This window comes from Chelatococcus daeguensis (assembly GCF_001887265.1).
Classification (GTDB): Bacteria; Pseudomonadota; Alphaproteobacteria; order Rhizobiales; family Beijerinckiaceae; genus Chelatococcus_A; species Chelatococcus_A sambhunathii.
The window spans coordinates 21,867-47,293 of the sequence record NZ_CP018095.1; the positions used below are offsets into that span (position 1 = coordinate 21,867).

Below are 25,427 nucleotides of genomic sequence, written 5' to 3' on the forward strand. Positions count from 1 at the left end.
GGTCCCCCGATCACACCATCACCGCGCGCAACAGCGCCATGTAGTCGTCGCCGGTCGCCGCACGCGGATTGGTGGCATTGCTGTGGTCGGCGAGGGCCTTCTCGACAACGCTCGGCAGCATGGCCTCGGTGACGCCGAGCGTCCTGATGCCCGCCGGGATGTTCAGGCGCCGGTTGAGCGCGTCGAGTTCGGCGGCGAGGTCCACCTCAGCCGGCAGGCCGAGCGCCGCCTTGATGCGCGCAAGCTTGTCGCCGACATGGCCGGCGTTGAAGCGCACCACCGGCGGCATCAGGATGGCGTTGAGCGTACCGTGATGCAGCGACGGCTCCTTGAGACTGCCGAGCGCATGGCTCAGCGCATGCACGGCCCCGAGCCCCTTCTGGAAGGTGAGGCCGCCCTCGAGTGCGCCCATCATCAGTTCGGTGCGTGCCGCGAGGTCGGAGCCGTCGGCAACGGCCCGCTCCAGGTTGCGCCAGATGCGGCCGGCGCCGTCGAGGGCGATGGCCTCGGCCGGCGGATTGTCGCGCGGCGACAGGAAGGTCTCGATGCAATGCGACAGCGCGTCGAGCCCCGTCGCCGCCGTCAGCCCCGGCGGCAGGCCGAGCGTCAGCTCCGGATCGCACAGGGCGAGCCGCGGGATGAGATGCTGGCTGATGATGCCCACCTTGCGCCCGTCGGCCAGCGTCATCAGGCTGGCGCGCCCCACCTCCGCGCCGGTGCCGGCCGTCGTCGGTATGGCGACGAGCGGCGCGACCGCTGCCGTGATATGGACCATGCCGCCGTCGATGGCGGCATAGCGCGCGAGCGGCGCCGGATGCGTGGCGAGCAGCCCCACCGCCTTGGCGAGGTCGATGGGCGAGCCGCCGCCGAGCGCCACGAGCCCGTCGCAGCCCTCCGCCTTGTAGAGCGCGAGCGCGGCGAGCGCCGCCTCCTCGGTCGGGTTCGTCGGCACGTCGAGGAAGACCGGCGTGCCCTCCGGGCAGAGCGCCCTGACGCGCTCGACGAGCGGCGTCGCGGCAAGGCCGCGGTCACTGACGAGGAGCGGGCGCCGGATGCCGAGGCCCGTGAGGCTCTCAGGCAGCTTGGCGAGACTGCCCGGCCCGAACTCCGTCGTCGTCAGGTAAGAGATGATGCCCACTGCTTCCCCCTATTCCGCCTTTGTATCTTTCCGCGCGGCCCCGCCGGTCAGTCCGGATCAGCCGCAGCATCGGCCGCGAGGTCGAGCCGCCCCTCGACGACGGCCCGCCCCCTGATGGTGGCGCCCGGCTCGAGCCCGGCGCACAGGAACCAGAACGCATGGTCGCCGGCCGGCACGGCAAGATCGAGGTCGATCCGCAGCCGGTCGCTGACCACCGCGGCGGCATGCACCACCCGGTCGTCGTTCCAGACGATGGCATAGCCGATCTGCCGGCGCGGCATCGGCTCGTCGAGCTCCAGCGTCAGCCGCTCGTAACGCAGGGGCAGCAAGGAATAGTCGACACATTCGTGCGCAATGCGCCCGTATTCGTCGACCTCGACGGAAAACGACGCCTCGAAACGCATACCGACACCACGACCCGACTGAACGCCACATGACGCAACTTGCACTTCTACCAGCGAAACATGATTCGTGCCGCTGGCGCAGGGCCGCCGCTGCATGGCAGCCATGGCTTCATGTCTCTCAACAGGAATGTCGCGCAGCGTGCCGCCGTTCAGCCCGCCGGCGCATCGGCAGGCGTTGCCGCAAAGCGGATCGCCGCACCGCCCGCGGCCTTGGCCGCATAGAGCGCAGCATCAGCCTCGCGCATCAGATCATCGACGACGGCGCCGACGAGCGGGCGGAGGGCAACGCCGACGGCAGCGGAAACGGCATGGCGCCGACCGTCGATCACGATCGGCTCCCCGATGACCTCAACGAGCCGCTGGGCGACGGCCGCGGCATCCTCTCGGCCGGTAATGTTGGGACAGAGAACCGCAAACTCGTCCCCGCCGAGCCGGCTCAAGGTAGCCTCCCGCGGCAGCGCGCCGCCGAGGCGCTGCGCCACGACGACGAGCAGCCGGTCGCCGACCGGGTGGCCGTGCCGGTCGTTGACCGCCTTGAAGCCGTTGAGGTCGATCAGCATGAAGGCGAGGGTGGCACCGGCACGCTCCGGCCGTGCGCGCATCTCCTCGAAGGCCCGACTCAGCACGCGCCTGTTGGGCAGGCCCGTCAGCGGGTCGAGCATGGCAAGCTGCTCGGCCTCTTGGGCCCGCTCTTCTGCGGCGACCCGCCGCGCCTCTTCGCGGCGCTGCTCGGAGAGCCGGCGCAGCGAGAACAGGAAGAGCACGATGCCGAGGATGAGGCCGAGCAGCAAGGCCTCGTCGATCTCGATCTTCTTCTCCGGCGGATCGGTGACATAGCCGCTCGTGAAGATATCGTACTGCCAGGCGACGAGCACCGCGAGCGCCATGGCCGACACGAGCAGGAAGAGATCCTGCAGCGTGCTGCGCAAATGCCAGTCGGATGGCCTGATGGCGCCGTGGATCGCGGGCGTGCTCACGGGGGTCCTACCTCATCCGGCGGGACGGTTGTCCCAGACATTGTCACTACAACAGTGCATACCGCTTGCCAAAGAGGCGAAGATGCAAAAACGGGCGGCCGCGACAGCCGGCCGCGCCGGCACCCCCCCGTTGATTTCCGCCGCGGCCCGATGCTTGCTTGGTGCCGGGCGCGGCCTCCCGGCCGCCCCTCCAGCCGCTGCCTCCGGAGCCCTTCGCCATGACGAGCCCCTATCCCCGCGACATGATCGGCTACGGACGCCACGCGCCCGATCCCCTCTGGCCGAACGGGGCGGCGATCGCGGTGCAGTTCGTCCTCAACTACGAGGAGGGCGGCGAGAACAACATCCTGCACGGCGACGCCGCCTCGGAGGCCTTCCTGTCCGAGATCGTCGGCGCCCAGCCCTGGCCGGGGCAGCGCCACATGAACATGGAGTCGATCTACGAATACGGCTCCCGCGCCGGCTTCTGGCGCCTGTGGCGCATGTTCACCCACCGCGGCCTGCCGGTGACGGTTTATGGCGTCGCCACCGCGCTCGCCCGCAACCCGGAGGCCGTCGCTGCCATGCAGGAGGCGGATTGGGAGATCGCCAGCCACGGCCTCAAGTGGATCGAATACAAGGATTTTTCCAAGGAGGAGGAGCGCGCTCACCTTCTGCAGGCGCTCGAGCTGCACGAAGAGGTGACGGGCGCGCGCCCGCTCGGCTGGTACACCGGCCGCTGCTCGGCCTTCACCACCGACCTCGTCATGGAGGAGGGCGGCTTCCTCTATTCCTCCGATTCCTACGCCGACGACCTGCCCTATTGGGTCGAGGGGCCGCACGGGCCGCACCTCGTCATCCCCTACACGCTCGATGCCAACGACATGCGCTTTGCCGCCGTGCAGGGCTTCAATTCCGGCGACCAGTTCTTCGCTTACCTCAAGGACAGCTTCGACACCCTCTATGCCGAGGGCCTCGAAGGCGCGCCGAAGATGCTCAACATCGGCCTGCACTGCCGCCTCGTCGGCCGGCCGGGCCGCGCCGCCGCGCTCGCCCGCTTCCTCGACTATGTCGCCGCGCATCCGCGCGTGTGGGTGCCGCGCCGCATCGACATCGCCCGCCACTGGTACGTTCACCACCGCCCGGCCGGCCTCGTGCCGAGCCGCCTCTCCGCCCCGCGCTTCATCGCCCTCTACGGCGACGTCTTCGAACATTCCCCCTGGATCGCCGAGGAGACGCACCGGCGCGGCCTCACCGCCGCCCAGGACAGCGCCGAGGGCCTGCACGCGGCCATGTGCACCGTCCTGGCGCATGCCTCGCGTGAGAAAAAGCTCGCCCTCATCAAGGCCCACCCGGACCTCGCCGGCCGCCTGAAGGCCGCCGAGCTCGCCCCCGATTCCCGCCGCGAACAGGCCGGCGCCGGCCTCGACCGCCTGACGGCCGAGGAGAAGACGACCTTCCTCGCCCTCAACGACGCCTACAAGGCCCGCTTCGGCTTCCCCTTCATCATGGCCGTGAAGGGCAGGACCAAGGAGGAGATCCTGGAGGCTTTTCAGGCGCGGCTGGCGAACACGCCGGAAGCGGAGTTCTCGACGGCGATGGCGGAAATCGAGCGAATCGCGTTGTTGCGGTTGCGGGAGAGGGTAGGGTGAGGTGCAACGGGCCGAGCTTGCCCATGTCGTTCAACATACGTTCGGAAGCCATGACCTATAAATTCGCAGATACACTCATCGTTGACTTAGACAACACAATTTTCGATTGGTTCGCAGCTTGGTACGCGCAGTTCGAGCCAATCTACCACCGTATTATCGAAGTGACTGGCAAGCCGGTCGCTGAGATCGAAGCTGATATCCGCCGTGTGCATCAAGAACGCCGCACGTCGGAATACACTTTTCTGATTGAAGAAGTTGAAGTTCTAAAGCAGAACCGCACTCAAGGCGACATCCGCACCCTGTTCAAGGATGCAATCGATGAATCCCGCCTGAGGCGAGATCGGCACCTCAAATTGTATCCGTCTGTATTCCGCAGCTTATGGGATGTGAAGAAAAGTGGAGCCACTATCATTGCATATACGGAGTCGATGGCGTTCTACAGTGCCTATCGTCTAAAGCGTTTCGGGCTGGACGGGGTGATCGATATTATGTTTAGCCCTGAGGATCATGATATCCCGGCCGGAGTCTCGCTGGATCGCCTGCGCCATCAACCCGACGAATTTTATCAACTTGAGGTAACAGAGGTCCGGCACACGCCTCGGGGAGAGCTAAAGCCTAATCCGAGGATCCTGCTCGATATCCTCAACATGATCGACGCATCTCCTGAACGTTGCGCCTATGTCGGCGACAGTCTATTTAAGGATGTAGCGATGGCGCGTGACGTAGGTGTGTTCGACATCCACGCGAAGTATGGTGAAAGCCAGAGGCGGCCTGAATACTCACTACTACAACGCGTATCCCACTGGACCCAGGAGGATGTCGAACGCGAGAAAGCGATTGCGGCTCAAGGTCATGATTTTGAACCGAGCGCTGTTCTTGATAAACAGTTCTCTGAGATTTTCAACTATTGCCAATTTGGGCCGCCAAATGCCAGAGCAAGAGCGTGATATAAAGGCCGCGATTGAAATCTGGAAAAAGACTATCGATGTGCAACAGCACTTCAACGATTTGTGCCTGCGGATTCGAAACACCGCCATAACCGTTGTTGGCGCGCTGTTGGCGGCTATGGGTTTCACCTATCAGCAGGGGCTTGAGATAGCGTTTCTCGGCTATCGACTCGCAGCCGGCATGGGCTTTGTGGCTGCAGCACTTTTCGCCTGGCTCGCATTCTTTCTTATGGATTACTATTGGTATCATATGTTTCTCAAAGGAGCAGTTAAGCACGCCAGCAAGATTGAGGAAGAATACAAGAGCATGCTTCCCGGCATTGATCTCGGAGGCACTATTTCCAGTGAGAGCCAGAATGTTCGAATGTTCTGGGTTTTCGAAACCAATTCGCAGCGCCGCCTTAAGATATTTTATGGATTAGGCTTCCTAATGTTGGCTGTAATTTTCGTTGTGCTTTTGTTCGCTCAGAAACAGGTAGCAGAGACTCCTGCGACTGCCGCCACGACACAAACGGCGCCTAGATCGCTTGCGACTTCGAACGAACAACCCATTCAGGCTGCGCCTACGGGCGGATCTCCTGAAAGTTTGGCGCCATCCGCGCCGGAGCCCTCACGCGTCCAGAAAACACCAGAAGCACAGTAGCTTATGCACTGGTCTCAAAAATGCGGAGGCGGTACATAGCCGCTCTCTCAAGCAATCACCTGAGAAGAGATGGTGCCCAGGAGAGGACTCGAACCTCCACGGCTTTCACCACTGGTACCTGAAACCAGCGCGTCTACCAATTCCGCCACCTGGGCCCATGTCAGGGCAGGCGTCTGTCTAAGCATGCGCCCCGGGCTTGTCAACGGCGCTTTTGCGCGGGCGCCCGCCGGCGCGGTGGACAATCGGCCGCAGCGGGGCGGGAATGCGGGCGCGCGGCCGCAGGGATCCACTGCGAGGCGCTGGCCGTTGCTTGAAAAGCGGCCGATCGGGCCCATAATCCCAAGGACGACAGGAGCATGACGGCCATGAACGTGACGCCACGCGGTGCCTTGCCTCCCGGCGGCGCGTCGCCGGGCGCGAGCGCGCATTCCGGCGCGGCTGCTGGCACCACCGCCGGTACGGTGGCGGAAGGGTCGCGCCCGCTCGTCGAGCTCAACGAGCGCTCGCGCGAGATCTTCCGCCAGATCGTCGAGAGCTATCTCGCCACGGGCGAGCCGGTGGGCTCGCGCAATCTCTCGCGCATGCTGCCGCTGCAGCTCTCGCCCGCCTCGATCCGCAACGTGATGGCCGATCTCGAGCAGACCGGCCTCATCTACGCGCCCCACACCAGCGCCGGGCGCCTGCCGACGGAGCTCGGCCTGCGCTTCTTCGTCGATGCGCTGCTCGAGATCGGCGACCTCACGGCGGCCGACCGGGCCAATATCGAGAGCCAGGTGCGCGCCGGCACCGGCAGCGCCTCGCTCGACGGCGTGCTCGCCCAGGCGACGACGCTCTTGTCCGGCCTGTCGCGCGGGGCCGGCGTCGTCGTCACCACCAAGCAGAACCTGCGCCTCAAGCACATCGAGTTCGTGCGGCTCGACCCCGGCCGCGCCCTCGTCGTGCTCGTGGCCGAGGACGGCTCGGTGGAGAACCGACTGCTCGACCTGCCGCAGGGCCTGCCCGCCTCGGCGCTGACCGAGGCGACGAACTTCCTCAACGCCTGCATCCGTGGCCGCACCCTGAGCGAGGTGCGCGAGGAGATCGCCCGCCGGCGCGAGGAGATCGCCCGCGAGCTCGACGCACTGACGGCACGGCTCGTCGAGGCCGGCGTCGCCATGAGCGTCGGCCCGGCCGAGGAGCGTCAGCTCATCGTGCGCGGCCAGGCGAACCTGCTCGAGGACCTCCGGGCCGCCGAGGACCTCGAGCGCATCCGCCTGCTCTTCGCCGACCTCGAGACCCAGAAGGACGTGATCGACCTCCTCTCCCGCGCCGAGGAGGGCGAGGGCGTGCGCATCTACATCGGCTCGGAGAACAAGCTGTTCTCCATGTCCGGCTCGTCGATGATCGCCGCCCCCTTCCGCGACGGCACCCAGCACATCGTCGGCGTCGTCGGCGTCATCGGCCCGACGCGGCTCAACTATGCCCGCATCGTGCCGATGGTGGATTATACGGCGCGCGTGGTGTCGCGGCTGCTGGAGGGGCGGTAGGCGCCCCCCTCACGGGAACAGCATCATCGTCGCCTCGGCTCCGGACGCCTCGTCGAGGGCGATGAGCTCTGCCGCCGGCAGCGTCGCGAAACGCATGGCGACGACCTCCTCCGGCCAGGCGGCGGCGGTCGCCGGCCGCCCGATGAAGAGGAGGCCGCCACGGTGCGGTCAGCCGTTGCGGAAGGTGTAGCTGTAGCCGTTGATCGCCGGCACGCCGCCGAGATGCGCGTAGAGCACCTTCGACCCGGCCGGAAAGAAGCCGCGCGCGACGAGGTCGATCATGCCCTGCATGGATTTTCCCTCGTAGACCGGGTCGGTCATCATGCCCTCGAGGCGCGCCGAGAGGCGAATGGCGGCGAGCGTCTCCTTCGAGGGCACGCCATAGGCCGGATAGGCGTAGTCCTCCTTCAGCACGATGTCTTCCTCGGTGATGTCCTTGCCGCCGACGAGGGCTGAGGTCTTCTGCGCGATGTCGAGCACCTGGGCGCGCGTCTTTTCCGGCGTGCCCGAGCCGTCGATGCCGATGACGCGGCGCTGGCGCCCGTCCTTGGCGAAGCCCACCACCATGCCGGCGTGGGTGGAGCCGGTGACGGTGCACACCACGATGAAGTCGAAGGAGAAGCCGAGCGCCGCCTCCTGCGCCCTCACCTCCTCGGCGAAGCCCACATAGCCGAGGCCGCCGTATTTGTGCACGGAGGCGCCGGCCGGGATGGGATAGGGCTTGCCGCCCCGGGCGCGGACGTCTTCGAGCGCCCGCTCCCAGCTCTCGCGGATGCCGATGTCGAAGCCCTCGTCGACGAGTTCGACCTCCGCCCCCATGACGCGCGAGAGAAGGATATTGCCGACCCGGTCGTAGACCGCATCGTCGTGCGGCACCCAGCTCTCCTGCACGAGGCGACACTTCATGCCGATCTTGGCTGCCGTCGCCGCCACCATGCGCGTGTGGTTGGACTGCACGCCGCCGATGGAGACGAGCGTGTCGGCACCGCTCCTGATCGCGTCCGGCACGATATATTCGAGCTTGCGCAGCTTGTTGCCGCCGAAGGCGAGGCCCGAGTTGCAGTCCTCGCGCTTGGCATAGAGCTCCACCTTGCCGCCGAGGTGTTTACTGAGACGCTCCAGCTTCTCGATCGGCGTCGGGCCGAAGGTAAGCGGATAGCGGTCGAATTTTTCGAGCATGGCGCGGTCTTCCCCTTGGAAATGGATGGGGAAAGCCTAGCAACAGTACCTATGAAAGGTCCTTCCGAAGTAAGCGTCATTTATGATTTGCTGTTTCGGTCGATCCGCCTAGTATCTTCCGAATGCTTCATTAACAGGCCATTCAATGAAAGAATCCGTCACGCGCGAACTCGACCGCACCGACCTGCGCATCCTCAGGCTGCTGCAGGCCGACGGGCGCATGGGCAATGCCGAGATCGCCAAGCGCGTCAATACCAGCGCGGCGACCTGCCACCGGCGCATCCAGCGCCTCCTCGCCGAGGGCTATGTGTCGGGCGTGCGGGCGCTCGTCGCGCCCGAGCGGGTCGAGCGCGGCACGCTCGTCTTCGTCGGCGTGGTGCTGGACCGTTCGACGCCCGAGAGCTTCGCCGCCTTCGAGGAGGCGGTGCGCGCCATGCCCGTGGTGCTCGACTGTCACGTGGTCGCCGGCGATTTCGACTATTTCCTGAAGATCCGCGTGCGCGACATGGTCGATTTCAACCGCCTGCACGGCGAAAAGCTCATCGCCCTGCCCGGCGTGCGCCAGACGCGGACCTTCTTCGTCCTCAAGGAGGTGGTCGACAACGCGCCGCTCGCGTTCTGAAGCGCCTCCCGCGCGAGGCACTTTGCCCGCCCCTGCGCCGTGCACCCCTTGGCGGATGGCCCGCACGCTGCTATTCCCGCGGCTTGACGATCACGGCCGCGCTCCCGCCCCCGCCTGCGCAGGAAGGCCGTCACAGCCGCGGGGACAGGCGGGCGAGCGAAACGACGTTCCGACATGACAACGAAGCCCATCGAGACCATCCGCAACTTCTCCATCGTCGCGCATATCGACCATGGCAAGTCGACGCTCGCCGACAGGCTCATCCAGAAGACGGGCGCGCTGTCGGACCGCGAGATGCAGGAGCAGGTGCTCGATTCCATGGACATCGAGCGCGAGCGCGGCATCACCATCAAGGCGCAGACCGTGCGCCTCGAATATCCGGCCAAGGACGGCAAGACCTACGTCCTCAACCTCATGGACACGCCCGGCCACGTCGACTTCGCCTATGAGGTCTCGCGCTCGCTCGCGGCCTGCGAGGGCTCGCTGCTCGTCGTCGACGCCTCCCAGGGCGTCGAGGCGCAGACGCTCGCCAATGTCTACCAGGCGCTCGACGCCAACCACGAGATCGTGCCCGTCCTCAACAAGATCGACCTGCCGGCCGCCGAGCCCGACCGCGTCAAGGAGCAGATCGAGGAGGTGATCGGCCTCGACGCGTCCGATGCCGTGCCGATCTCGGCCAAGACCGGCCTCGGCATCGAGGACGTGCTGGAGGCCATCGTCACCCGCCTGCCGCCGCCCAGGGGCGACGCGGCGGCGCCACTGAAGGCGATGCTCGTCGACAGCTGGTACGATGCCTATCTCGGCGTCGTCGTCCTCGTGCGCATCATCGACGGGACGCTGAAGAAGGGCACGACCATCCGCATGATGCGCACCGGCGCGACCTATCCGGTGGACCGTGTCGGCGTCTTCCGGCCCAAGATGACCAATGTGGACTCGCTCGGCCCCGGCGAGGTCGGCTTCCTCACCGCCTCGATCAAGGAGGTGGCGGACACCGCCGTCGGCGACACCATCACCGACGACAAGAAGCCCTGCGCCGAGCCACTGCCCGGGTTCAAGCCCGTGCAGCCCGTCGTCTTCTGCGGCCTCTTCCCGGTCGATGCCGCCGATTTCGAGGACCTGCGCGCGGCCATGGGCAAGCTCAGACTGAACGACGCCAGCTTCTCCTACGAGATGGAGACCTCGGCGGCGCTCGGCTTCGGCTTCCGCTGCGGCTTCCTCGGCCTTCTCCACCTCGAGATCATCCAGGAGCGGCTGGAGCGCGAGTTCAACCTCGACCTCATCTCCACCGCCCCCTCGGTGGTCTACCGCCTCAAGATGAGCGACGGCAGCGAGCGCGAATTGCACAATCCGGCCGACATGCCGGAGGTGATGAAGGTCGCCGAGATCGCCGAGCCGTGGATCCGCGCCACCATCATGACGCCGGACGACTATCTCGGCGCCATCCTCAAGCTGTGCCAGGACCGGCGGGGCGAGCAGGTGGACCTCAACTACGTCGGCAAGCGCGCCATGGTCGTCTACGACCTGCCGCTCAACGAGGTGGTGTTCGACTTCTACGACCGGCTGAAGTCGATCTCGAAGGGCTATGCCTCCTTCGACTACCAGATCACCGACTATCGCCCCGGCGACCTCGTCAAGATGTCGATCCTCGTCAACGGCGAGCCGGTCGATGCGCTCTCCATGCTCGTGCACCGCACCCGCGCCGAGATGCGCGGCCGCGCCATGTGCGAGAAGCTGAAGGACCTCATCCCACAGCACCTCTTCCAGATCCCGATCCAGGCCGCGATCGGCGCCAAGATCATCGCCCGTGAGACCATCCGCGCCCTGCGCAAGGACGTGACGGCGAAGTGCTATGGCGGCGACGTCTCGCGCAAGCGCAAGCTCCTCGAGAAGCAGAAGGAGGGCAAGAAGCGCATGCGCCAGTTCGGCAAGGTGGAGATCCCGCAGGAAGCCTTCATCGCCGCGCTGAAGATGGACAGTTGAGGCGTCCGGCCTCAGCCCCGCCGCCTTTCGTCGCGGCGGATTCCACTTCCCTCAAAAATGCTCTAAGGAAGCCGCGACCCTTCCGGCGGCCGGCAACGTCGGATCAGCACTCGTGGAGACAACCATGGCGGCGCAAGCGCTCGATCCCCTCTCCAAGCTCGTCACGGTCTTCGGCGGCTCGGGCTTCCTCGGCCGCCACGTGGTGCGGGCCCTCGCCCGCCGCGGCTATCGCATCCGCGTCGCCGTGCGCCGGCCCGATCTTGCCGGGCACCTGCAGCCCCTCGGTCGCGTCGGCCAGATCCACGCCGTCCAGGCGAACCTGCGCTTCAAAAACTCGGTCGAGGCCGCCGTGCAGGGGGCCGATGCCGTTATCAACCTCGTCGGCATCATGCAAGAGACCGGGCGCCAGCGCTTCGACGCCGTGCAGGCCTTCGGCGCGCGCGCCGTCGCCCAGGCGACGGCCGGTGCCGGCGCTTCGCTCGTGCACGTTTCCGCGCTGGGGGCGGACCCCAAGTCCGCCTCGCTCTACGCCCGCACGAAGGCGGCAGGCGAGGAGGCGGTCTTCACCACGGTGCCCGAGGCGATCGTCTTCCGTCCCTCCGTCGTCTTCGGCCCGGAGGACGCCTTCTTCAACCGCTTCGCGGCGCTTTCCCGCATGCTGCCCGTCATCCCGCTCGTCGGCGCCGACACGCGTTTCCAGCCGGTCTTCGCCGGTGACGTCGCCGAGGCCATCGCCCGCGCCGTCGACGGCACAGTGGCCGGCGGGCGCGTCTACGAGCTCGGCGGTCCGCAGGTGCGGAGCCTGCGCGAGATCCTCGACTACATCCTCAAGGTCACGGGCCGACGCCGGCTGGTGCTGCCGCTGTCCTTCGGACTCGGCCGGGCCCAGGCGGCGGTGCTCGAGACGCTCGACAAGCTCACCTTCGGCCTCATGCCCGACGAATTTGTGTTGACCCGCGACCAGGTGACGCTGCTGGGGACCGACAACGTGGTGTCCGAGGTCGCCATCGCCGAAGGTCGCACGCTCGAGGGCCTCGGCATCCAGCCGGAAGCCGTCGAGGCCATCGTGCCGACCTATCTCTGGCGCTTCCGCGAACGCGGCCAGTTCGAGCAGACGCACCTCGCCTGATCAGCCGCCCCGCACCGTGGCAGTCGCCATCGCCCGCGCCTCGCGGGCGGCCAGCTTCTTGTGCACGTGCACCATGTAGGCCACGCCGAAGAGCGGCGTCATCAGGTTGATGACCGGAATGGCGACGAAACCGGCGAGGACGAGACCGGCGAGCAGCACCGTGCCGCGGTTGCGGTGGCGCATAGCCGCCGCCTCCGGCATCGGATGGAAGCGCCCGGCGGCAAGCTCGAAATATTCCCGGCCGAGCAGATAGGCGTTCGCTCCGAAGAAGGCGATGAGATTGACGCCGGGAACGAAGAGCAGCACCAGCGCGATCGCATTGACCATCAGCGACAGGCCGGCAAAGCGCAGCCCGTAGAGGATGGACCGGCCGAAGGAGAGTGGCCGGCCCGGCGGATCTGCCGGATAGTGGGCCCCTTCCACCATCTCCGCCGCATCGTCGAGGAAATAGCCGGCGACGAGCGCGGAGATCGGCGGGACGAGGAAGGCGAGCGCGATGAAGATGCCGATGCCGGCGAAGATGAGCGCGAAACTGTCGATCAGTGGATAGTCCACCAGCAGCGCATAGCGGTCCATCAGCATCGCGACGCCGCGCGTCAGCGCCAGCCAGACGAGCACGATCAGCGCCAGCGTCAGGGCCAGCGAGCGCCACAGGATGCGGCGGAACGGCGGCGAGACGATCTGCCGCCACGCCTTCAGGATGGCATCGGGATACATGGCTCTCCCAGGAAAGGATCGGGGGCTTATGCCCCCAGCCCCGTCTCGCGCATGGAATAGATGGCCCCGTCCATCACCTTGCCGTAGGTCATCGCCTTGGCACGGAAGGCGGTGAATGAGGCATAGACCTCGCCCGCGAGCGGCGAGGTCTTGGAGAGATCCGACAGGACCGCCTCGGACTGGCGGCCGAGCGCCTTGACGATATCGTCGTTGAAGGCACGCACTTCCACCCCCTTCTCAAGAAGCGGCTGATAGCTCTCGATATTGTGGAAGGTGAAATCGGCAAGCGTCTCGTAAGAGATGGCTTGCGCCGCGCGGCGCACGATCTCCCGCAGGTCGTCGGGCAGCGCCTCGTAGGCTTGTCTGTTGACCAGCATCTCGAGCGCCGGGCCGAACTCGTGGAAGGCCGGCAGGTAGTAGTACTTGGCCACCCGGTAGAGGCCGAAGGCGAGGTCGTTCCACGGGCCGACCCACTCCGCGGCATCGATGGTGCCGGCCTGCATGGCCTGGAAGATCTCGCCCGGCGGCGTCAGCAGCGTGTTGACGCCGAGCCGGCGCAGCACCTCCGCCCCGAGCCCGGCGATGCGCATCTTGAGGCCCTTGAGGTCGTCGAGGCTGTTGATCTCCTTGCGGAACCAGCCGCCAGCCTGGGCGCCGGAGGAGCCCGTGTAGAAGGGCAGCACGCCGAAGGGCTCGTAGGCCTTCTCCCACAGGGCCTGGCCGCCGCCGAAGGCGATCCAGCCCGCGTGCTCGTTGGCCGACAGCCCGAAGGGCACGCCGGTGAAGAAATGGAAGGCCGGGCTCTTGCCCTGCCAGTAATAGGGTGTGGCATGGCCGCATTCGACGGCGCCGGAGGAGACCGCGTCGAAGACCTCGAAGGGCGGCACCAGTTCGCCTGCGGCGAAGAGCTGCACCTTGAGCCGCCCGCCGGACATGGCCGTGATCATGTCGGCCAGGCGCTGGGCATTGACGCCGACGCCGGGCGTGTTCTTCGGCCAGGAGGTCGCCATGCGCCAGGAAACGGCGCCCTGGGCCCGCGCCACATGCGGGGCGGCGAGCCCCACCGCGCCCGCCGCCAGCGCCCCGATGACGCCGCGGCGCGCCACTGTCGATCGTCCTGCCTCGTATTCCCTGGTCATGGCGTTCCTCATCCCCATGCGGCCTGCGCCGCGATCGGTCGCGGACTTTAGAGCATGATCGAAGCCGGGTGAAACCGGCTTTTGCGGCTGGGCCGCAAGCGGCCTGCACACACGCCTCGCCCTTTCGTGAAGGGAACAATCGATCTTTTCCCCGCGTTTCGAGGCTGGTGCCTCATTTCGACCACAGGCAGCGCAAGAATTTCGGCGGACAGACGAATCGGGCTGACGATGGCTAAGTCCACTTCGAATCAGAGAATAAATTCGATCGATTTCTGGCGCGGAATCGTGCTTGTTTCGATCTTTATCAACCACGTTCCTGGCAACGTGTTTGAATACATGACCCACAAGAACATCGGACTTTCCGATGCAGCCGAAGCATTCGTCTTCCTGTCCGGCGTTTCTGTGGCGCTCGCCTATGGCCGACGCTTTCTCAGCGGCGAACCGGGTACGCCGACCCGCGCCCTGGGGCGCCGCGCGCTCACCATCTACGGCGTCCAGGTGGCGCTGTCGCTCATCGCCGTCGCCCTCTTCGTCACCGCCGCCATCGTATTCGACGACGAAGGGCTTCTGGCAGAGCACGGACGCGACATCGTGGTGACGGATCCCGTCCGGGCGCTGCTCGCCATCGTCGGGCTCAGCCACCAGCTCGGCTATTTCAACATCCTGCCGCTCTACATCGTGCTCCTGCTCGCGACCCCCGCGATCCTGGCGCTCGCTCGCATCAACAGCTTCCTGATGCTGATCGTGTCGGCGCTCGTCTATGTCGGCGCCCGCACGGCTGGCCTCAACCTGCCGACGTGGCCGGTCGAGGGCGAGTGGTTCTTCAACCCCTTCGCCTGGCAGTTCCTGTTCTGCATCGGCCTGTTCATCGGCCTTCACCTGCGCGACGTGATGGTGACGCGCGACAATCTGCTGTTCGCCGTCTGCCTGGTCATTCTTGCCGCCTCGTTCTTCGTGGTGACCAACGGCTTCCATCTCGTGCCCGGCCTGTGGGACGGGGTGCGCGAAACGCTCGACATCAGCAAGACCAACCTCGGTCTTGCGCGGCTGCTGCATTTCCTCGCGCTTGCCTATGTCATCAGCCATCTCGGCCTGTCGAAGCTCCTCGCGCGCACGCCGGTCCACGCTCCGCTCTGCCTCATCGGCCGCCATAGCCTGCCGGTCTTTGCTGCCGGCTCGCTCCTGAGCGCGCTCGGCCAGATCATCCAGCACGTGCGCCCGCCAGCATTCCTCGACGAAGCGGCCCTCGTGGGCATCGGCATCGTCCTGCACTATCTGGTGGCACGCGCCTTCGCGGAGCGCACAGCCCGCCGGGCCCAGCCCCGTCAGGCCTGAGGCGTGCCTGCCGGCGGGTGCAGTTCGACCGGCCGGTCCTCGCCCCACAGGAAGCGCTTGTAGTCGAAGCCGGTCTCGATGGTCGGCTTCACAATGGCAAAATAGGGCGAGATGTCGAAGTCCCGCGGCGTGTAGAGCGAGTGATGGCGGATGTGGAGCACCTCTGCCCGCCCGTAGGCCGACTTGACCCGCCGGTCATCGTCCCAGTGCTTGACGCGCGGCAGGATCGGATAGCGCACGCTCTGGAAAGCCTGGGCGATCAGCGTCGAGCAGATCGTGCGCGTCGGCTCGCCAGAACCGAGCGCCAGCATACGGCGGCGCAGGCGCACCGGCACCGGCGGCGTTGGCAGGAGGTAGCGTGCGAGGTCGACGATGTTGCGCACGTCGTAGCCGTAGCCGATGCGCTCGACCATGAAGCGGATGACCGCCTCCCGGTCTGCCGGCGTCAGCGCGACCGGCCGGCACAGGCGCACGTGCATGTCACGGTACTTGGTGAGCGGGGCTGTCGTCACGCCGGCCTCGGCGGTAGCCTCCACGAGCACATGCGGCTCGCCGTCCGCCTCGCGGACGCCGAGCCTGTCGCCGACGCACAGCGCGGCGTGCGACCATGTGGACTGTGTCAGGTACTTGATGGCAACAGCGATGCGCGTGTTGCCCTCGACAAGGAGCACGTCGCCCGGCTGGATGACTCGCGACAGGGCATCGAGATCCGGCGGGAAGGCCGGCGCATAGCCCTTGATGGGCCGCGTCAGGAAGCCGACGAGCCCGCGGCCGATGCCGGCAAGAATGCTCGAGACCATGGCCCTCCCCTCCCCGCGCGGCGACCGCTCGCGGCCTCAGAGCATGGACGGCAGCACTCTGTCCGGCGGGCGATGGCCGTCGAGGAAGGTCTTGATGTTGACGATGACCTTCTCGCCCATGTCGACGCGCCCCTCGATGGTGGCCGAGCCCATGTGCGGCAGCAGCACCACCCGGTTCTGCCGCGCGAGCTTCAGCAGGCGCGGGTTCACCGACGGCTCGTGCTCGAAGACGTCGAGTCCCGCCCCGGCGAGGTCCCCCGCCTCGAGCATGCGGGCCAGCGCCACCTCGTCGACGATCTCGCCGCGCGCCGTGTTGACGAGCACGGCCTCGCGCTTCATCAGTTTGAGTCGCCGGGCCGACAGCAGGTGGTAGGTCGCGGGCGTGTGCGGGCAGTGGATGGAGACGATGTCCATGCGCGCCAGCATCTGGTCGAGCGAATCCCAGTAGGTCGCCTCGAGTTCCTCCTCCACGGCGGCGCTGACCCGTCGGCGGTTGTGATAGTGGATCGACAGGCCGAAGGCCTTGGCGCGGCGTGCCAGCGCCTGGCCGATGCGCCCCATGCCGACGATGCCGAGGCGCTTGCCGGTGATGCGCCGGCCCAGCATCCAGGTGGGCGACCAGCCCGGCCAGTCGCCGTCCGTCATCATGCGAGCGCCCTCGGGCAGGCGCCGGGCGACCGCGAGCAGCAGTGCCATCGTCATGTCGGCGGTGTCCTGCGTCAGCACCCCGGGCGTATTGGTCACGGTGATACCCCGCGACAGGGCCGTCTCAACGTCGATATGGTCGAAGCCGTTGCCAAAATTGGCGATGAGCTTGAGGCTCTCCCCCGCCTGGGCAAGCAGGGCCGCGTCGATCCTGTCGGTGATGGTCGGCACCAGCACATCCGCGGTGCGCACCGCCTCGACGAGTTGCTGCGCCGTCATGGGTGTGTCGTCGACATTGAGGCGCGCGTCGAACAATTCGCGCATGCGCGTCTCGATGATGTCCGGCAGGCGACGTGTGACGACGACGAGCGGCTTCTTTTTCATGAGGGAGGCCTCGCATCCGGGGCGACGTGTTCACCCCACGTTAAGCACAATCGGCAAGACATTGAGTTGAACACGGGTTGCGCTCAGCCCCCTGCAGCCGGCCCTTCATTCCACTTCTACACGTCGCCTCTGTAGCAAAGGAAGTCTGAAAGACAACCGGTAGAGAAGTCTAAGGTCGCTCCGGCCGTCCCCGACGCCTTCGTCCGACGTTCCCATCCGCCGAGCCCCCCGCAAAGTACAGCGATGCCCCACCTTGCCCGCCTCGTCCTCGCCCTTTTCGTCGTCGCCGTCGCTCCGTGTGGGAGGGTCGCGGCGCAGGCCGCAGACGCGCCAGTGGCGCGCGGCACGGTGAGCGGGCTACCGCTGCCGCGCTACGTCAGCCTGAAGTCGGATCGCGTCAATCTGCGCGAGGGGCCGTCGAAGGATCACCGCGTCACCTGGGTCTTTACACGCGCCGGCCTGCCGGTGGAGATCATCGCCGAGTTCGAGACGTGGCGGCGTATCCGGGATTCGGAGGGCAGCGACGGCTGGGTGCTGCACAGCCTGCTGTCCGGCCGGCGTACGGCGCTCGTCTCCCCCTGGAGCAAGGGCCAGATCTTCACGATGCGCGAGCGCGCCTCCGAGGAAGCCGCGGTGGTGGCGCGTCTCGAAGCGGGCGTCGTCGTGGACGTGCGCCGCTGCACCGGCACCTGGTGCGAAGTCGCCGTCTCCAACCGCCGCGGCTTCGTGGCGCAGGACAAGCTCTGGGGCGTCTATCCCAACGAGCGCATCGAGTGATCCAGGCCCGCCCCATCAGGCGGTCACGGTGCCGTTGCCGTGCGGGAAGCCGCGGTAGGGCAGGTCGCGGTCGACATCCTCGAGGTCGGACAGGAAGCGATCGGCCCAGCCGCCGATATCCGTATTGGCGAGCCCCTGCCACATGCGCCGCCAGCGCGCACGACGCTCGTCGAGAGGCATCATCAGCGCCTTAACATAGGCCGCCGCCGTGCCGTCGATGTCGTAGGGATTGACGATGAGCGCCCCGTCGAGGACCGAAGCGGCGCCGGCAAAGCGCGAGATGACGAGCACGCCCGGATCGTCCGGATCCTGCGAAGCGACATATTCCTTGGCGACGAGGTTCATGCCGTCGCGCAGGGGGGTGACCACGCCGACGCGGGCGAGCCGGTAGAGCCCGGCGAGCTCGCTGCGGTTGTAGGAGCGGTTGATATAGCGGATCGGCGTCCAGCTCACCTCGCCGTACTGGCCGTTGATGCGCCCGGCCGCCTCGCCCAACGCACGCTGCATGGCCGCATATTCGGGAATGTCGGCCCGGCTCTTGGGGGTGATCTGCAGGAAGGTGACGTGGGTGCGCCAGTCAGGCGCCGTCTGCAGCATACGCTCGAAGGCGTCGAGGCGCTGCGTCAGGCCCTTGGAATAGTCGAGCCGGTCGACGCCGATCATCATCGTGCGGCCGCCGAGGCTCTCACCCACCTCCTGGATGAAACGCGAGCGCGCCGCGCGCGCCGCCGTGCGGGCAAAGCCGAGGCGGTCGATCCCGACGGGATAGACCCCCGTGCGCAGCGCCCGCCCACCGACGGCGAACAGGCGCTTGCCGCTCGCGAAGGCGCCGGCCTCCTCGACGAGGTAGGAGCCGAAATTGTCGGCATCCTTGCGCGTCTGGAAGCCGACGAGGTCGCAGGCGGTCAAGGCGCGACCGATCTCCGCATGGTTCGGCAAGGCAAGGAAGATGTCGAGCGAAGGCCAGGGGATGTGCTGGAAATAGCCGATGCGGTTGTTGACGCCGCGCTCCCGCAGCGCCTCCGCGAGCGGAATGAGATGGTAATCGTGGATCCAGATGAGATCGTCGGGCGCGACATGCTCGACCAGCAGATCCGCGAAATAGCTATTGACACTGCGGTAGCCGGCAAGGTCCTTGCGGGCGAACTCGGTCAGGTCGAGCCGGTAGTGCAACAGGGGCCACAGGGCCCGGTTGGCGAAGCCATTGTAATATTCCTGGTGGTCCTCCTGCGACAGGTCGCAGACGGCATAGGTCACGTTCCCATGCGCAACGAGGGTCGCGGTCTTCTGGCGCTCGCCGATGCGCCCGCTCCACCCGAACCACAGGCCGCCCCGCTGGGCAAGGACATCGTTGAGGGCGACGGCGAGTCCGCCGGCGGTGGCCCCGCCCTTGCGCGAGGGCACCGCGACACGGTTTGAAACGACGATGAGCCTGCTCAAAACGCGTCCTCCCAGGATGCTGACAGCGAGAGGGCCGCGTGGATGAGGCCCACCATCGAATAAGTCTGCGGGAAATTGCCCCACAGCTCGCCGCTTTCGACGTGGATGCCTTCCGACAGGAGGCCGAGACTGTTGCGCCGCCCGAGCACGTCCTCGAACAGGACGCGCGCCTCCTCGCGCCGGCCAACCTTGGCGAGCGCCTCGATGTACCAGAGCGTGCAGATGGTGAAGGCCGTCTCCGGCTCGCCGAAGTCGTCCTCTCCGGCATAGCGGAAGAGGTGCGCTCCATGCCGTAGCCGCTGTCCGATGAAGTCGACCGTCGAGATGAAGCGGGGATCCTCCGCGTCGACGAGGCCGATGTCGGCGAGCAGCAGGAGGCTGGCGTCGACATCGTCGCCGCCAAAGCGGCTCACGAAAGTGCCAAGCTCCGCGTTCCAGCCACGGGCGAAGATGCCTTCGCGGATGACGTCGGCCTGCTCGCGCCAGTAGACCGCCCGGTCGGGCAGGCCGAGCCGCCCGGCGATACGCGCCAGCCTGTCGCAGGCTGCCCAGCACATGGCGGAGGAGTGGGTGTGGACGTTGGCGAGCGTGCGGTATTCCCACAGGCCCGCATCGGGCTCCGCCCACAGCCGGGCGGCGTGCTCGCCGAGACCCTCGAGCCGCTCGAACAGCGCCACGTCGCCCTTGCGGATCAGCCGCTCGTCGAAGAAGCACTGGGAAATGGCGAGGACAACAGAGCCGTAGCCATCGTTCTGGCGCTGGCGGAAGGCGTCGTTGCCCCGCCGGACTGGGCCGAAGCCGCGATAGCCCGGCAGCGCCGGCACGATCTCCTCGTGCAGTTGCGCCTCGAACTGCAGGCCGAACAGCGGCTGCAGCTCCCGGTCACCGTTGCGCGCAACCACGTTGGAGACGTAGCTGATGTAGTCCTCCATGGTACGGGTCGCTCCGAGCCGGTTGAGGGCCCGCACGGTGAAGAAGGAATCGCGCAGCCAGCAGTAGCGGTAGTCCCACGTGCGTCCGCTGGCGCCGTATTCCGGCACCGAGGTCGTCAGGGCCGCGACGATGCCGCCCGTCTCCTCGTAGGCGCAGAGCTTGAGCGTGATGGCGGCGCGGATGACGACGTCCTGCCACTCGAAGGGAATGGCGAGATAGCGCACCCACTCGCGCCAGTAGTCCTCCGTGTTCTCGCAGAACTTGCCGAACAGCGTGGCCGGCGCCTCGGGCAGGGTTTCGTCGGGACCGAGGATCAGCGTCAAAGGCCGCTCGAGGATGAACGGCACCTCGTCCCGGATGAGGCCCGGCGAGCCATCGGTCGTCAGGCGCAGCACCTGCTCGCCGAGGTGATAGCGGATGGTGTTGGAGCCGCGTGTCGTCTCGGCGCGCTCGCGGCCGTAGTCATGGGATGGCCTGATGCGCACCCTGATCATGGGGGAGCCGACGAGGGGCTCGACCGAACGCATGAGCATCGCCGGGCGGAAGAGCCGGCCGTACATCTTGAAGCGCGGAACGAAGTCGACGATGCGCACCTTGGAGCCGTCCTCGGATTCGAGGACGGTTTCGAGGATGGCGGTGTTGGGCCAATAGCGCCGCTCGCTGCGCGTGAAGCCCTGGAGGTCAATTTCGAAGACGCCTTCGTCGCCCTGCGCGGAGGCGCCGAGCAGGCTATGGAAGACGGGGTCGCCGTCGAGCCGCGGGAAGCAGGACCACACGATCCGTCCTCGCCGGTCGATCAGCGCAGCGATGGCGCTGTTGCCGACGACGCCGAGATCGAGATCGCTCATGCCCTGCCCCCCTGCCTCCCGCCCGCGGCCGCATCTGCCAGGAAGGCGCGCACGGCGGGCGGATCATCCAGATACAAATCTGCTCCGACCGCTTCGGGTTCCCGGCCTACCGCGACGGCAATGCCGTTGAGGGCCCGTGCCGCGGCGAAAGCATCCTCGTCCGTCCGATCGTCGCCGAAGAAGACGGGCCGCCGGCCGAGGAAGGGCTCCTCCAACATGAAGGCGTCGAGCGCCGAGCCCTTGTGCGCCCCGGTCGTGCGCAGTTCCACCACGCACTTGCCGGGCAGTGCGGCGAGGGTGCCGCCGCTCTCGCGCGCGAGATCTTCCGCAAGGGACCTGACGGCCTCGAAGGCCTCGGGCGCCGCGCGGTAGTGCACGGCGATCGACAGGCCCTTGTCTTCGATGATGATGCCCGGCACTGCGGCGAAGGCGGTGCAGATGGCCTGTCGCGCGGCGGCGAGGGTGGGAGGCGCGGGAAAGCGCTGGCACACGCCGCCCGCGCTGCGCCGCTCCAGCCCGTGCAGCGCGCCGACGGCGGCGACGGCATCGCCGAAGCGCGTGTCGATCCAGGCGAGCGAGCGCCCGCTCAAAAGCGCCAGCGCCCCGTCGTAGCGCAGCCGCGCCCGGACGAGGTCTCGGCACAGCGCGTCCGACACGACGACGTCGTCCGGTCGGGCCGCCATGTCGACGAGCGTCCCGTCGATGTCGAAGAAGAGGGCGAAAGCGTCGGCGCGGGCGATGATCTCTTCGAATGCGTGCATCATGGGCGCGAGCGCGCGGCGCTCAGTCCTTGCGCCGCAGACGGACCACGACATCGACGCGGGCGATCTCCATGCCCTCCGGCGGCGTCGGCAGGTCTCCCACCGTGATGGCGGGGCCGGGAATGTCCATCATCTTGTCCTCGCCCTCGACGAAGAAGTGATGGTGGTCCGAGAGGTTGGTGTCGAAATAGGTCTTGGAACCGTCCACCGCGAGCTCGAGCAGGAGGCCAGCCTGCGTGAACTGGTGCAGCGTGTTGTAGACGGTGGCGAGGGAGACTGGCACGCGCGCCCGCGTCGCCTCCTCGTAGAGCATCTCAGCCGAGACGTGCCGATCCCCCTTGGCGAAGAGGAGCCAGCCGAGCGAGACGCGCTGGCGGGTGGGCCTTAACCCGACCCGGCGCAGCTTCTCGCGCAGTTCGTGGAACGGGCACCCCCGACGCTCACCGTGGACGGTCGCAGGCGCCTGCGACGGGGCTCGAGAGCCCTCCTGCAGGCGTGCGGGAACGTCCGTCTCCCGGCGGGAATGCACTTGCTCGCTCATGTCTGCCAATGGCCCGGAAATTGCTATCTGTTCGCATTATCATATGGATTGGCTCGCGCGATCGCAACCCGCGGGAGGTGATGCCCAGGGCGTCGCCTCCGCTCGGTGGGCGCAAAAGCGCCGTTCCCCGCTTTCGGCCTCGCGGTCACTATGTTAGGAGAGCCCGGTGCATCGGGCTCATAGCGCCTGGTTCGTGACAATCGAATGAAGGGATCGTCCGAGGATTATGGAGCGGCAGTCGAACTTCAGCTACGAGGAACTTCTCGCCTGCGGCCGCGGCGAGTTGTTCGGCGCCGGCAATGCCCAACTGCCGCTGCCCCCCATGCTCATGTTCGACCGGATCACCGCGATCGCCGAGGAGGGTGGCGCCAACGGCAAGGGCCTGGTGCGTGCCGAGCTCGACGTGCGCCCGGACCTCTGGTTCTTCGGCTGCCATTTCAAGGGCGATCCGGTCATGCCGGGTTGCCTCGGCCTCGACGCCCTGTGGCAGATGGTCGGCTTCTTCCTCGGATGGCTCGGCTCCCCGGGACGCGGGCGGGCGCTCGGCGTCGGCGAGGTCAAGTTCGTCGACCAGGTGCTGCCGACCGTCAAGCAGGTGGTCTACGGCGTCGATCTGAAGCGCGTCTTCCGGTCCAAGCTCGTGCTCGGCATCGCCGACGGCTGGGTGGAGGCCGACGGCAAGCGCATTTACGAGGCCAGGGACCTCAGGGTCGGCCTGTTCCAGGCCGAGGCCGGCAGCGCGGCCTGATTGCACGGCAGGTAGACAGCCCCGTTCGGGCCCCCCACATAGGGCACTGAGCCCGTTTGGTTGATCTGAGGAAAGGATACGGCTGCCATGAGGCGCGTCGTCGTCACCGGGATGGGCATCGTCTCGTCCATCGGCAACAACACGCAGGAGGTGCTCGCCTCCCTACGCGAAGCGCGGTCGGGCATCGTCTTCGCCGACGACTATGCCAAGCTCGGTTTCCGCTGCCAGGTCCATGGCGCGCCGGCGCTGAACCCTGAGGAGGTTGTCGACCGGCGCGCCATGCGCTTCCTCGGCACCGGGGCAGCGTGGAACCACGTCGCCATGGAGCAGGCAATCCAGGACGCCGGGCTCGAGGCCGGCGAGGTCAGCCACGAGCGCACCGGCATCATCATGGGCTCGGGTGGTCCCTCCACCCGCACGCTTGTCGAGGCCGCCGACATCGCCCGCACCAAGGGGCCGAAGCGCATCGGCCCCTTCGCCGTGCCGAAGGCCATGTCCTCCACCGCTTCCGCGACGCTCGCCACCTGGTTCAAGATCAAGGGCGTCAACTATTCGATCTCCTCGGCCTGCGCGACGTCCAATCATTGCATCGGCAATGCCTACGAGACGATCCAGTACGGCAAGCAGGACGTGATCTTCGCCGGCGGCTGCGAAGAACTGGACTGGACGTTGTCCATGCTCTTCGACGCCATGGGCGCCATGTCCACCAAATACAACGAGCAGCCCCGCACGGCGTCGCGCGCCTATGACAGGAACCGCGACGGCTTCGTTATCGCCGGCGGCGCGGGCGTGCTCGTCCTCGAAGAACTGGAGCACGCCAAGGCGCGCGGCGCCAAGATCTACGGCGAGATCGTCGGCTACGGCGCCACCTCCGACGGCTACGACATGGTCGCCCCCTCCGGTGAGGGCGCCGTGCGCTGCATGCGCATGGCCCTCGAGAGCGTGAAGGTGCCGGTCGACTACATCAACCCGCACGCCACCTCGACGCCAGTGGGCGACGAGAAGGAGATCGAGGCCATCCGCGAGGTCTTCGGCGGCAAGTGCCCGCCGATCTCGGCGACCAAGTCGCTGACCGGCCACTCGCTCGGCGCCACCGGCGTGCAGGAGGCGATCTATTCGCTGCTCATGATGAACAACGGCTTCATCTGCGAGAGCGCCAATATCGAGGAGCTCGATCCCATCTTCGCCGACATGCCCATCGTGCGCGAGCGCATCGACAACGCCAAGCTCGGCTGCGTGCTGTCCAATTCCTTCGGCTTTGGCGGCACAAACGCAACCATCGTCATGAAGCAGCTCGACGCGTAAGCGGCGGGCCATATCCGGGAGTGCCTCCTTGACAGGGCTCATGCACGGAAAGCGCGGCCTCATCATGGGCGTCGCGAACGATCACTCGATTGCCTGGGGCATTGCCAAGACACTTCGCCAGCACGGCGCCGAACTCGCCTTCACCTACCAGGGCGAAGCGCTGAAGAAGCGCGTGGCGCCGCTCGCCGAATCGCTCGATTCGACGCTTATCATGCCCTGCGACGTGGAGGACATCGCCACCGTCGACGCCGTCTGCGACGAATTGAAGGACGCCTGGGGCAGCCTCGATTTCGTCGTCCACGCCATCGGCTTCTCGGACAAGAACGAGCTCAAGGGCCGCTACGCCGACACGACCCGCGCCAATTTCTCGCGCACCATGGTCATCTCCTGCTTCTCCTTCACGGAGATCGCCAAGCGCGCCGCGGCGCTGATGCCGAACGGCGGCTCCCTGCTCACGCTGACCTATGGCGGCTCGACGCGGGTGATGCCGAACTACAATGTCATGGGCGTCGCCAAGGCCGCGCTCGAGGCGAGCGTGCGCTATCTCGCCGCCGATTTCGGCGCCGAGGGCATCCGCGTCAATGCCATCTCGGCGGGACCCGTGCGCACGCTGGCCGGCGCCGGCGTCGCCGACGCGCGCCTCATGTTCAACTACCAGAAGGCCCATGCGCCCCTGCGTCGCACAGTGACCATCGAGGAGGTCGGCGGCTCCGCCCTCTACCTCCTGTCCGACCTGTCGAGCGGGGTGACGGGCGAGATCCACTACGTCGATTCCGGCTATAATATCATCTCGATGCCGCGGCCGGACGTGCTCAAGGCCCAGGAGAAGGCGGAAGCCGCGAGCGAGCGGCTCGCCGATCCGGCAACGGCCTGAACGG

The 25,427-nt window shown here is 66.8% G+C and carries 24 protein-coding genes and 1 tRNA gene; 12 read left to right on the plus strand and 13 right to left on the minus strand.

Annotated features, from left to right (window positions below):
• Window positions 1–10: 10 nt before the first annotated feature.
• The 3 genes from BOQ54_RS00095 to BOQ54_RS00105 all read right to left on the minus strand — a co-directional run bounded on the left by BOQ54_RS00095 (window position 11) and on the right by BOQ54_RS00105 (window position 2,519).
• Window positions 11–1,138 carry an iron-containing alcohol dehydrogenase gene (locus BOQ54_RS00095; protein ID WP_071923008.1) on the minus strand — a complete coding sequence of 376 codons (1,128 nt, stop codon included), beginning with the start codon at window positions 1,136–1,138 and terminating at the stop codon, window positions 11–13.
• A gap of 47 nt (window positions 1,139–1,185) precedes the next feature.
• Entirely contained in the window at window positions 1,186–1,542 is a 357-nt protein-coding gene (locus BOQ54_RS00100) for a hypothetical protein (RefSeq protein ID WP_055460786.1), read from the minus strand.
• Window positions 1,543–1,691: 149 nt separating this feature from the next.
• Window positions 1,692–2,519: a GGDEF domain-containing protein gene (locus tag BOQ54_RS00105; RefSeq protein WP_055460787.1), complete on the minus strand. Its 828-nt coding sequence runs from the start codon at window positions 2,517–2,519 to the stop codon at window positions 1,692–1,694.
• Between the two features lie 218 nt (window positions 2,520–2,737).
• Between BOQ54_RS00105 and puuE the strand changes: the two genes are divergently transcribed.
• The 3 genes from puuE to BOQ54_RS19610 are packed head-to-tail and all read left to right on the plus strand — an operon-like array spanning window position 2,738 to window position 5,740.
• A complete protein-coding gene (puuE, locus tag BOQ54_RS00110) occupies window positions 2,738–4,150 on the plus strand; it encodes an allantoinase PuuE (RefSeq protein WP_071924343.1) in 1,413 nt (470 codons plus the stop codon).
• A gap of 23 nt (window positions 4,151–4,173) precedes the next feature.
• Window positions 4,174–5,097 carry an HAD family hydrolase gene (locus tag BOQ54_RS00115; protein ID WP_083585853.1) on the plus strand — a complete coding sequence of 308 codons (924 nt, stop codon included), beginning with the start codon at window positions 4,174–4,176 and terminating at the stop codon, window positions 5,095–5,097.
• The gene (locus tag BOQ54_RS19610; RefSeq protein ID WP_145979693.1) at window positions 5,078–5,740 is read left to right on the plus strand and encodes a hypothetical protein; all 663 of its coding nucleotides are present in this window, start codon (window positions 5,078–5,080) and stop codon (window positions 5,738–5,740) included. Before BOQ54_RS00115 ends, BOQ54_RS19610 begins: the two co-directional genes overlap by 20 nt.
• Before the next feature lie 70 nt (window positions 5,741–5,810).
• Here BOQ54_RS19610 and BOQ54_RS00120 read toward each other — a convergent pair.
• A tRNA-Leu gene (locus BOQ54_RS00120) sits at window positions 5,811–5,895 on the minus strand.
• Between the two features lie 201 nt (window positions 5,896–6,096).
• Between BOQ54_RS00120 and hrcA the strand changes: the two genes are divergently transcribed.
• Window positions 6,097–7,266: a heat-inducible transcriptional repressor HrcA gene (gene hrcA, locus BOQ54_RS00125; protein WP_245280532.1), complete on the plus strand. Its 1,170-nt coding sequence runs from the start codon at window positions 6,097–6,099 to the stop codon at window positions 7,264–7,266.
• Window positions 7,267–7,434: 168 nt separating this feature from the next.
• On the opposite strand, the gene BOQ54_RS00130 is transcribed toward hrcA, so the two are convergent.
• Entirely contained in the window at window positions 7,435–8,445 is a 1,011-nt protein-coding gene (locus BOQ54_RS00130; RefSeq protein WP_055459394.1) for a 1-aminocyclopropane-1-carboxylate deaminase, read from the minus strand.
• A 145-nt stretch (window positions 8,446–8,590) separates the two neighbouring features.
• On the opposite strand from BOQ54_RS00130, the gene BOQ54_RS00135 reads away from it, so the two are divergent.
• From BOQ54_RS00135 to BOQ54_RS00145, 3 genes are all read left to right on the plus strand, one after another.
• Entirely contained in the window at window positions 8,591–9,067 is a 477-nt protein-coding gene (locus BOQ54_RS00135) for an Lrp/AsnC family transcriptional regulator (protein ID WP_071923009.1), read from the plus strand.
• Window positions 9,068–9,241: 174 nt separating this feature from the next.
• Window positions 9,242–11,047, plus strand: a complete 1,806-nt coding sequence (gene lepA / locus BOQ54_RS00140) for a translation elongation factor 4 (protein ID WP_071923010.1) — start codon at window positions 9,242–9,244, stop codon at window positions 11,045–11,047.
• A gap of 124 nt (window positions 11,048–11,171) precedes the next feature.
• Window positions 11,172–12,176: a complex I NDUFA9 subunit family protein gene (locus tag BOQ54_RS00145; RefSeq protein ID WP_071923011.1), complete on the plus strand. Its 1,005-nt coding sequence runs from the start codon at window positions 11,172–11,174 to the stop codon at window positions 12,174–12,176.
• Here BOQ54_RS00145 and BOQ54_RS00150 read toward each other — a convergent pair whose 3' ends face one another.
• Entirely contained in the window at window positions 12,177–12,893 is a 717-nt protein-coding gene (locus BOQ54_RS00150; RefSeq protein ID WP_071923012.1) for a sulfate transporter family protein, read from the minus strand.
• Between the two features lie 26 nt (window positions 12,894–12,919).
• Window positions 12,920–14,032: a TRAP transporter substrate-binding protein gene (locus tag BOQ54_RS00155; RefSeq protein WP_055459399.1), complete on the minus strand. Its 1,113-nt coding sequence runs from the start codon at window positions 14,030–14,032 to the stop codon at window positions 12,920–12,922.
• A 228-nt stretch (window positions 14,033–14,260) separates the two neighbouring features.
• Between BOQ54_RS00155 and BOQ54_RS00160 the strand changes: the two genes are divergently transcribed.
• Window positions 14,261–15,367 carry an OpgC family protein gene (locus BOQ54_RS00160; RefSeq protein ID WP_071923013.1) on the plus strand — a complete coding sequence of 369 codons (1,107 nt, stop codon included), beginning with the start codon at window positions 14,261–14,263 and terminating at the stop codon, window positions 15,365–15,367.
• Here BOQ54_RS00160 and BOQ54_RS00165 read toward each other — a convergent pair.
• Both BOQ54_RS00165 and BOQ54_RS00170 read right to left on the minus strand, forming a co-directional pair.
• Window positions 15,358–16,167 (minus strand): YiiX/YebB-like N1pC/P60 family cysteine hydrolase, encoded by an 810-nt coding sequence (locus BOQ54_RS00165; RefSeq protein ID WP_055459400.1) that lies wholly within the window; start codon window positions 16,165–16,167, stop codon window positions 15,358–15,360. The two genes, BOQ54_RS00160 and BOQ54_RS00165, sit on opposite strands and share 10 nt — an antisense overlap.
• A 36-nt stretch (window positions 16,168–16,203) precedes the next feature.
• Window positions 16,204–17,196, minus strand: a complete 993-nt coding sequence (locus tag BOQ54_RS00170; protein ID WP_055459401.1) for a 2-hydroxyacid dehydrogenase — start codon at window positions 17,194–17,196, stop codon at window positions 16,204–16,206.
• Window positions 17,197–17,439: 243 nt separating this feature from the next.
• Between BOQ54_RS00170 and BOQ54_RS00175 the strand changes: the two genes are divergently transcribed.
• Window positions 17,440–17,973, plus strand: a complete 534-nt coding sequence (locus BOQ54_RS00175; RefSeq protein WP_055459402.1) for an SH3 domain-containing protein — start codon at window positions 17,440–17,442, stop codon at window positions 17,971–17,973.
• 15 nt (window positions 17,974–17,988) lie between these two features.
• On the opposite strand, the gene otsA is transcribed toward BOQ54_RS00175, so the two are convergent.
• Genes otsA through irrA form a run of 4 tightly spaced genes read right to left on the minus strand, consistent with a single transcriptional unit; the run spans window position 17,989 to window position 22,496 of the window.
• A complete protein-coding gene (gene otsA / locus BOQ54_RS00180) occupies window positions 17,989–19,413 on the minus strand; it encodes an alpha,alpha-trehalose-phosphate synthase (UDP-forming) (protein ID WP_055459403.1) in 1,425 nt (474 codons plus the stop codon).
• On the minus strand, window positions 19,410–21,194 hold the full coding sequence (locus BOQ54_RS00185) for a glycoside hydrolase family 15 protein (RefSeq protein ID WP_071923014.1): 1,785 nt from the start codon (window positions 21,192–21,194) through the stop codon (window positions 19,410–19,412). Before BOQ54_RS00185 ends, otsA begins: the two co-directional genes overlap by 4 nt.
• Entirely contained in the window at window positions 21,191–21,958 is a 768-nt protein-coding gene (otsB, locus tag BOQ54_RS00190; protein WP_063189643.1) for a trehalose-phosphatase, read from the minus strand. Before otsB ends, BOQ54_RS00185 begins: the two co-directional genes overlap by 4 nt.
• A gap of 19 nt (window positions 21,959–21,977) precedes the next feature.
• On the minus strand, window positions 21,978–22,496 hold the full coding sequence (irrA, locus tag BOQ54_RS00195) for an iron response transcriptional regulator IrrA (protein WP_145979694.1): 519 nt from the start codon (window positions 22,494–22,496) through the stop codon (window positions 21,978–21,980).
• A 226-nt stretch (window positions 22,497–22,722) separates the two neighbouring features.
• Between irrA and fabA the strand changes: the two genes are divergently transcribed.
• From fabA to fabI, 3 genes are all read left to right on the plus strand, one after another.
• A complete protein-coding gene (gene fabA, locus BOQ54_RS00200; RefSeq protein ID WP_055459406.1) occupies window positions 22,723–23,244 on the plus strand; it encodes a 3-hydroxyacyl-[acyl-carrier-protein] dehydratase FabA in 522 nt (173 codons plus the stop codon).
• An 87-nt stretch (window positions 23,245–23,331) separates the two neighbouring features.
• Window positions 23,332–24,549: a beta-ketoacyl-ACP synthase I gene (gene fabB / locus BOQ54_RS00205; protein WP_055459407.1), complete on the plus strand. Its 1,218-nt coding sequence runs from the start codon at window positions 23,332–23,334 to the stop codon at window positions 24,547–24,549.
• Between the two features lie 28 nt (window positions 24,550–24,577).
• Complete coding sequence (gene fabI, locus BOQ54_RS00210) at window positions 24,578–25,423, plus strand: enoyl-ACP reductase FabI (RefSeq protein WP_276199431.1); 846 nt, start codon at window positions 24,578–24,580, stop codon at window positions 25,421–25,423.
• The last annotated feature ends 4 nt before the right edge of the window (window positions 25,424–25,427 follow it).